This is a genomic window from Gordonia desulfuricans NBRC 100010 (assembly GCF_001485495.1).
GTDB lineage: Bacteria > Actinomycetota > Actinomycetes > Mycobacteriales > Mycobacteriaceae > Gordonia > Gordonia desulfuricans.
Genome location: NZ_BCNF01000002.1, coordinates 56185 through 64377, shown reverse-complemented (window position 1 = coordinate 64377; position 8193 = coordinate 56185). Strand labels below are relative to the sequence as shown.

Below are 8193 nucleotides of genomic sequence, written 5' to 3'. Positions count from 1 at the left end.
TCAATCATCAAAGGGGTGGTCCTGGTTTGATCGTCGAGGGGTGGTTGGTTTTTGGTGGTTGAGCCGCGGAGGAGCGGAGCGACGAGGCGTGTCGAAACCTCGGTTGGCCGGGTTCGGGTGGTGACCGCATCGGAGGTGGTCGCCGTTGAATGTGGGCGGCGGAGATTTCGACTCGGGTCCTCGCGATGCTCGGTCCCGGGTCAATCATCGAGGGTGGCCCCGGCTTGATCATCGGCTGGCCGAGGTACTTCGCGAAGCTGTCTCTTCTCTCACACTATGGGATATGGATTCCAGATCTCGGAAGGTGAGAGTTAATCTGGATGGGCGACGCACCCTGCCGCGTGTGATCAGGTGACCACTCTCATCACCCTCATCCTGTTGTCGGCCCACTTTGTTGTTTGGAGTTTCGCGCATGAGTTCCCTTGCGCTGTCTAGTGATTACGTGCCTTCGCATGCCCTGGCGAACGTTCGCGGGTCGGCGATCCGCGACCTGCTGAAGCTCACCGAGCAGCCGCATGTGCTCAGTCTTGCCGGCGGGCTGCCGGCCACCGAGCTGATTCCCGCCGAGCGCATCTCGGAATGCGCCGCCCGCATCAGTGCCGACTCCGCGTCGTTGCAGTACACCGTCAGCGCGGGGGTCCACGAATGCCGCGAGGCCGTCGCCAGCTACGACGACGTGACAACCCCGCGGCGGGTGCTGCTCACCCACGGTTCGCAGCAGGCCCTGTTCCTGCTGGCGCACGCCCTGGTGAACCCGGGGGAGATGGTGGTGGTGGACGACCCGGTCTACGTCGGTGCACTGCAGGTGTTCCAGTCGGTGCGTGCCGAGGTCGTCGCGCTGCCGATCACCTCGGCGGGCACCGACGTCGATGCGCTGCGTGAACTGCTCGAGACCGGCGCACGTCCGCGGATCGTGCACACCGTCAGCAACTTCCACAATCCGGCCGGGGTCACCGCGACCACGCAGACGCGGATCGAACTGGCCCGCCTCGCCGACCACTACGGCTTCGTCGTGGTGGAGGACGACCCCTACGGCCGGCTGCGATTCACCGGGGACGACGTCGCGACGATCGCCGCGCACGGCGAGCGGGTGGTGCGACTGGGATCGGCGTCGAAGATCCTGGCACCGGCCCTACGGGTCGGCTGGATGAGCGGGCCGCCCGAGATCATCGCGATGGTCGAACTGCTGCGGCAGGGCGCCGACCTGTGTGGATCGACCTTCAGTCAGCTGATCGTCGCCGAACTGCTCGACGACCGCACCTGGCTGGACAACCACATCGCCCGCGTCCGCGACGCCTACCGGCTCCGCGCGGCGGCCTTGGCCACAGCGCTGAGCCGCGAGTTCGGTGACCGTGTCGAGTTCACTCGACCCGAGGGCGGAATGTTCTGCTGGGCAAGGGTTCCCGGCGCCGACACGTCGGCCCTGCTGGCCGGCGCCGTCGATGCCGGGGTCGCCTACGTGCCCGGCGCCGCCTTCGGGGTGCGCGCGGACTTCGGTGACTGCCTGCGGCTGAGTTACTCGGCGCTGACCCCCGACGAACTGTCCGAGGCGGTGCGTCGGCTGTCGGTGGCACTGTTGGCCTGATCCACCAGCTGCTCGATGACGGCGCGAGGGAACGCCCCGCCGGAGAAGTCGGCCAGACGTCCGATCGGGATCGACCCCAGCAATGCGCCCAGGTCGACGCCCAGGGCATCGCCACCGGCGGCGTCGCCGAACATCTGGCCGGCCAGATCACCGAGTGCCTGCGCCCCGGCCGGGGTGGCCATCAGTTCACCGATCGTCGAGTCCAGGGTGAACGGGATCGACAACTCGTCACCGTCGACACCGACGGTGTCGGTGAGGCGGATGTCGCGGCTCGACGCCCCCACCTCGACCCGGTACGTGCCGCCCTCGACCACGAAGCCGTGTACGCGGGTGTCCCAGTACGCCAGGTCGTCGCGTGCGACGGTGAGGCAGATCTGCTGCGATCGCCCGACACCGAGATCGACCGACGCGAAGCCCTTGAGCTCCCGTGGGGCGCGGGCCACCGCCGAGCCGTCGACACCGACATAGACCTGCACCACCTCACGGCCGTCGTACGGGCCGAGGTTGGTGACGGTGAGCTCCACGGTGAGTCCGTCGTCGGAGGTGGTGACCACCAGGTCGCGGTACTCGAACTCGGTGTAGGACAAGCCGTGCCCGAAGGGGAACTCCACATCAAGATCGCGGGCGTCGTACCACCGGTAGCCCACGTGGATGCCCTCGCCGTAGACGACGTGTCCGTGCTCGCCGGGAAACGACAGGTGCGCCGGGGTGTCGGCGAGCCGGACCGGCAGGGTCTCGGCCAGCCGACCCGACGGATTGACCTTGCCGAACAGGGTCGCGGCGATCGCCGAACCGCCGGCCTGCCCGAGCAGCCCGCAATCGAGGATGGCCGGTGCGGTCAGCGGGGCCAGACGCAACGCACCGCCGTGGGAGAGCACGACCACGGTGTTCGGATTGGCCGCGACGACGGCCTCGGCGAGCGCCGAGCTGATCGGCCGGGAGTTCGAGGTCGGCGCGGTCGAAGCTCTCCGACTCCTGCCGCTCACCGAGACCGAGGAACAGGACCACCGAATCGGCCTGACCGGCCTGGAAGACCGCCGAGGAACGCAACTCCTCGGCATCCCCCGAGCCGTCGACGGTGTAGCCCTGCGCGAACAGCAGCTCGCCGGGGACGAAGCTGCACAGCTCGTCGAGCGGCGCCTCCACCCTGGTGGCGTTGACATGCGACGACCCGCCGCCCTGATACCGCAGATCCTCGGCGAAGTAGCCGATCACCGCCACCGACCCGGACTCGTCCGACAGCGGCAGCAGGTCATCGTCGTTGCGCAACAACACGATCGCCTGCTCGGCGGCCTCGCGTGCCAGGGCGTGGTGGGCGTCGAGATCGGCGATGGCCGGGGCGTTCTGGCGACCGGCCGCGGTGCGTGCGACCAGATCGATCACCCGCCCCGCCGACGCCGCGAGCGCCGCCGGGTCGAGGGTGCCGTCGGCGACGGCGGCGGCGACCGCGTCGTCGGAGGCCGTGCCGGGGGAGGGCATCGTCAGATCCAGTCCGGCGGCGAGCGAGGCGACCCGATCGGCCACCGCACCCCAGTCGCTGACCACCAGGCCCTCGAAACCCCACTCCTCGCGCAGGATGGTGGTGAGCAACTCCCGGTCCTGTGCCGCGTACACGCCGTTGATCTTGTTGTAGGCGCACATCACCGTCCACGGCTGCCCGTCGCGCACGATGCGGCGAAACGCCCGCAGATACAGCTCGTGCAGGGTGCGTTCGTCGATGTCGGAGCTGACCCGCATGCGGTCGGTCTCCTGGTTGTTGGCCGCGAAGTGCTTGAGCGAGGCCCCGACGCCCTGCGCCTGGATGCCGCGCACCCAGGCGGTGCCCAGGACACCGGCCAGGTACGGATCCTCGGAGAAGTACTCGAAGTTGCGGCCACCGAGCGGGGAACGCTTGAGGTTGACGCCGGGGCCGAGGACCACCGACACCGCGGCGGCGCGCGCCTCGGCACCCACCGCGGCACCGATCCGCTCGGCGAGTGCGGGGTTCCAGGTCTGCGCCAGACCCACTGCCGGCGGGAAGCAGGTCGCCGGGACGCTCCCCGACAGCCCGAGATGGTCGGCGGCACCCTCCTGCTTGCGCAGGCCGTGCGGCCCGTCGGTGAGCATGATCGACGGCAGCCCGTCGACGGACTCGGTGGTCCAGAAGTCACGGCCGCTGGTCAGCCGGGCCTGGTCGGTGGCCGACAGCGAATCGGCGGTGGGGAAGTCGGTCTCGGCGGCTCGGGTCACGGTGGCTCCTTGCTGTGCGAGGGTCGGCCGGGGTGTGTCGATGGATGGCGCCCGGCCCGCGATCCGACGGTAGTCGTCCGCGGTGACGAGGCGGCTGGAATGTCCGGTTGTCCACAGTGATGTGGCGCCGACCGCACACTGCCCGCAGGCATCACTACACTGGTCAAAGTGGCAGGCCGAATCCCCGATCGCGATATCACGGCAATCCGTGAACAGACGCGGATCGAGGAGATCATCGGCGACTACGTCGCCCTGAAGCAGGCCGGACCCGACCGTCTCAAGGGACTGTGTCCCTTCCACGACGAGAAGACCCCGTCGTTCCACGTCCGCCCACTTCACGGGCACTTCCACTGCTTCGGCTGCGGCGAGGGCGGCGATGTCTACAGCTTCTTGCAGAAGCAGGAGCACATCGGCTTCGTCGAGGCCGTCGAGCAACTCGCCGACCGTATCGGCTATCAGATCCACTACGAGGGCGGCGGCCCGAGCGTCCAGCGTGACCGTGGTACCCGCGCCCGTCTCGCCGCGGCCAATGCCGCGGCCCACAAGTTCTACGTCCAGCAGCTGCAGACCCCCGACGCCAAGACCGCGCGCGAGTATCTGACCGAGCGGAACTTCGACGCCGCGGCGGCCGCCGCGTTCGGGTGTGGCTATGCACCCGGCGGCTGGGACGTGATGACCAAGCACCTGCTGTCGGAGGGATTCGAGTTCGCCGAACTCGAGGCCGCCGGTCTGTCCAAGCAGGGACGCAAGGGGCCGATCGACCGGTTCCACCGGCGGCTGCTGTGGCCGATCCGCAATCTCGGTGGCGACATCATCGGCTTCGGTGCGCGCAAACTGTTCGACGACGACAACCTCGGCAAGTACATGAACACGCCGGAGACCATGCTGTACAAGAAGTCTCAGGTGCTGTTCGGGCTGGACATCGCCAAGAAGAACATCGCCCGCGGGCATCAGGTGGTGATCGTCGAGGGCTACACCGACGTGATGGCGATGCATCTGGCCGGGGTCACCACCGCCGTCGCGTCGTGCGGTACCGCCTTCGGCGAGGACCACCTCGCGCTGGTGCGCCGGCTGATGATGGACGACTCGTACTTCCGCGGTGAGGTGATCTACACCTTCGACGGCGACGACGCGGGAAAAGCGGCTGCGCTCAAGGCCTTCGAGGGCGAACAGTCCATCGCCGGCCAGACCTATGTGGCGATCGCCCCGGACGGCATGGACCCGTGCGAGCTGCGCCAGGAACGCGGCGACCCCGCGGTGCGTGATCTGATCGCCCGCCGTGTGCCGATGTTCGAGTTCGCGATCAAGACGATCATCGCCGAGTACGACCTCGACACCGCCGAGGGGCGTGTCCACGCACTGCGCGAGGCCGTGCCGGTGGTCTCGCGGATCAAGGACGTCGCGCTGCGGGACGAGTACGCCCGTCAGCTCGCCGGCTGGATCGGCTGGGAAGAGGTCGGCCAGGTGCTCGCGCGGGTGCGTGAGGAAGGCGCCCGGTATGCCCGTGCCACCGGCCGCAGCCGGGGTCGGGGACGGCCGATGCGCCGTGACCGTCCCGAGGCCACCAAGGACCCCGACATCGGGCATCCACGGTCCGACGACCCGCGTCTGTGGGTACAGCGTGAGGCGCTCAAGGGTGCCCTGCAGTATCCGGCGATCGCCGGAACGGTCTTCGACTCGCTGCCCGAGGAATGCTTCACCGACCACGCCTATGCGCGGCTGCGCCAGGCGATGGCCGACCTGGGCGGCACGTCGTCGGGCATGGGCGGCGCCCAGTGGGTGGACGCGGTCAACCACGAGGTCGACGATCTGGTGCTGTCGTCGCTGGTGACCGAGCTCGCCGTCGAACCGATCCCGGTGACCGAGGACAACATCCCCCGCTACATCAACAGCGTCCTCGCACGGCTGCAGGAGGTGTGGGTGGGTTCGCAGATCGCCGACATCAAGTCGCGGCTGCGGCGGATGGCGCCCAGCGACGATCCGGACGGCTACAACGCCGTCTTCGGCGACCTCGTGGCGCTCGAGGCCTACCGGCGCAGTCTGCTCGAGCAAGCCGTCGACCCGAGCGCCACCGCGGGCTGAGGCGACCGGGCCGGGCCGTTCAGGCGGCGGTGGAGTTGCCGATTCCCGGCCGCAGTTCTGGCGGGAACAGCGGGCGGTGCGGATCCTCGGCGTTGTACCGGCAGCCGCCGGCATAGGTGTGCCGACCGTCGCACCGGTCGGGAACCGGGCGTGGACGTCCCCAGATGTGGTCTGCATTGGTGCTCATGGCTGCCCCCTCGACTGATCTGATCGCCGATGGTCTCCGGCGGACGAGATGCAGAAAAGTATGGGGCGGTACCTGTCCGAACGGGCAATGAGCGCACCGTTTCACTCTGGCTGATCGGCGAGGTGGAGATCACATGTCGGGGTCGTGTACGCGGTCCGTGGGCCATGCGGTGCGCAGCGGTTCGGGCGTCCACGACGGCCAGTCGGGGGTGAACGTCGGTGTGCCGTCGGCGAATCGGGCGACGATGCGGGTGCGTCGGGCGTGGTTGTCATAGACCGTCGCCTGCTCGCACCGCCCGATCGCGGCCACCGCGAGCGGCCACACCCGGGCATAGCGGGCACGGATCTTGTTCTCCGGCACCGAATGTCCACCGCTGTCGACGCGGAGCCGGACGCGGTGGACCGCGTACTCCTCGGGGACCATCACCACATGCAGCACCACCCGGAATCCGTGTTCGTGTGCGTCGTCGACGAGGTCGAGCTTGGACGGGTGGGAGAAGACCGTCTCGGCGATGAACGAGCGCTGCAGGCCGATCAGGGTGGCGCGGGTGCGGGCGGCGATCTGGGCGGCGTCGTAGGAGTGTGCTTCGGCTGTCGAAGGCCAACGGCGACGGGCGATCTCGTCGGCATTGACGAACGGTGTGTGCAGCAGGGGGAGAAGGTGGTGCTCGACGAGGGTGGTCTTGCCCGCCCCGTTGCAGCCCACGACCAGGTCGAGTCGGGCGTTCACTCCAGGACGACGATGCTGCCGTCGGGGCGGTACTCGACCATGCGTCCGGCATCGTCGACGGCGACCGACGCGAACCCGGCGGCACTGCGTTCGGCGACCAGGTCGGTCCGATCGAGACGCTCCTCGAGGAGGGCGTCGATCTCGGAGTCGAAGACGACGGTCTCTTCGTCGGTGAGGTCGGTGATCGGCAGTGTGCCGGCCAGGGCTGCCTCGACGCGGCGGCGCGCACCGCTGGTGCGCACGGAGACGCCGCGTCCGACGCGGGCCCAGTGTTCGAGTTGCTGGCGGGCCGAACGGTGCTCACGGGCGCCCTCGGCGCCTGCGGCGTCCACGAGTGCCGCCGAGAACCGGGTGACCTTGTCGGCCGTCGCCACCTTGTCGGCCGCCACCTTGTCGGCCGCCACGTTGTCCGTCGCCACCTTGCTGGTCGCCGCCTTGTTCGTCGTCATGGCCGCCTCCGTGTGTTGCATTCTGCTACACCGTCGAGCGTAGCAGAGTGCTACGGGTCCTGCGGGCGAGGTTTCGGCGACCGGGCGGCGTGGTGCAGAACGCAGCGCACCCGGCCCGACGCGAGAACGTCGGGCCGGGTGCGGTGTTGCTGTATCAGTCCTTGTTGCCAGGGATTCCGACCGCGAAACCCCATCCGATGACCACGCACGAAACCAGTGCCACGAGCGGCATAACCCACATTGCGTCCATGTCGGGGACGCTACGCGCGCGGTGGTCCGGCGGGGAGTGGTTTGGGCGATATCGGGACCTCCGGCAGCGAGGTCGGGACCTTGGTCGCGGCGAGGGCCGCTGCGATAGTGTTGTCGCCGCACGGGGAGTTAGCTCAGTTGGTTAGAGCCGTCGACTCATAATCGATTGGTCGCGGGTTCAAGCCCCGCACTCCCTACGCGTGGGCCCGGTCTGTGTCGCAGGACACCAGACCGGGCCCTTCTCGTTCGGATGGTCGGAAAAATGGCTTTGACCAGTCGTTTTGTGGTTGTTGCGAACGTTGCGCTAAAGTTCATTCTCGTTCGGGTGATGCCCCACAAGGGCCCCGCCGGAGCAGCCAAGCGGTCCCCCATAGCTCAATTGGCAGAGCATTCGACTGTTAATCGAACGGTTACTGGTTCGAGTCCAGTTGGGGGAGCAACGAAGGCCCCGCCACCAGCAGAGATGCTGGTGGCGGGGCCTTTCTCGTGAGATCCACCGGCCTGTGGAGGCAGCCGTGACCGGGCGTTCGGTTCGGGCACGGCACACTCGGTTCGCCGGTCGGTCGAGACCGATGGCGAACAGGTGTGCCTCGAGCAAGGTGTGCAGTGGAGAGCAGGGAGCCCGCCACCGACGTGGCGGGCTCCCTGTCGTCCTCGATGATCACTGGCCTCGACGATCACTG

At 68.3% G+C, this 8193-nt stretch carries 5 protein-coding genes, 2 tRNA genes and 1 pseudogene; 4 read left to right on the top strand and 4 right to left on the bottom strand.

Translation table 11 applies throughout. The annotated features are described in order from the left end of the window. Nucleotides 1-412 precede the first annotated feature (412 nt). The gene (locus GD1_RS00370) at nucleotides 413-1585 is read left to right on the top strand and encodes an aminotransferase-like domain-containing protein (RefSeq protein WP_059034923.1); all 1173 of its coding nucleotides are present in this window, start codon (nucleotides 413-415) and stop codon (nucleotides 1583-1585) included. Here GD1_RS00370 and GD1_RS00365 read toward each other — a convergent pair. Continuing rightward, nucleotides 1516-3814 (bottom strand): annotated as a pseudogene (locus tag GD1_RS00365) (glycoside hydrolase family 3 C-terminal domain-containing protein). The gene GD1_RS00370 and the pseudogene GD1_RS00365 sit on opposite strands and share 70 nt — an antisense overlap. A 168-nt stretch (nucleotides 3815-3982) precedes the next feature. Between GD1_RS00365 and dnaG the strand changes: the two are divergent. Continuing rightward, the gene (dnaG, locus tag GD1_RS00360; RefSeq protein WP_059034921.1) at nucleotides 3983-5896 is read left to right on the top strand and encodes a DNA primase; all 1914 of its coding nucleotides are present in this window, start codon (nucleotides 3983-3985) and stop codon (nucleotides 5894-5896) included. 19 nt (nucleotides 5897-5915) lie between these two features. Here dnaG and GD1_RS24915 read toward each other — a convergent pair whose 3' ends face one another. From GD1_RS24915 to GD1_RS00350, 3 genes are all read right to left on the bottom strand, one after another. Next, complete coding sequence (locus GD1_RS24915; protein WP_169798170.1) at nucleotides 5916-6083, bottom strand: hypothetical protein; 168 nt, start codon at nucleotides 6081-6083, stop codon at nucleotides 5916-5918. Nucleotides 6084-6212: 129 nt separating this feature from the next. Continuing rightward, nucleotides 6213-6812 carry an ATPase gene (locus GD1_RS00355; RefSeq protein ID WP_059034919.1) on the bottom strand — a complete coding sequence of 200 codons (600 nt, stop codon included), beginning with the start codon at nucleotides 6810-6812 and terminating at the stop codon, nucleotides 6213-6215. Further along, nucleotides 6809-7261: a TA system antitoxin ParD family protein gene (locus tag GD1_RS00350; RefSeq protein WP_083533758.1), complete on the bottom strand. Its 453-nt coding sequence runs from the start codon at nucleotides 7259-7261 to the stop codon at nucleotides 6809-6811. The genes GD1_RS00355 and GD1_RS00350 overlap by 4 nt, the downstream gene beginning before the upstream one ends. A gap of 372 nt (nucleotides 7262-7633) precedes the next feature. On the opposite strand from GD1_RS00350, the gene GD1_RS00345 reads away from it, so the two are divergent. Further along, nucleotides 7634-7707, top strand: a tRNA-Ile gene (locus GD1_RS00345). 167 nt (nucleotides 7708-7874) lie between these two features. Further along, nucleotides 7875-7947 (top strand) — tRNA-Asn (locus GD1_RS00340). Nucleotides 7948-8193 lie beyond the last annotated feature (246 nt).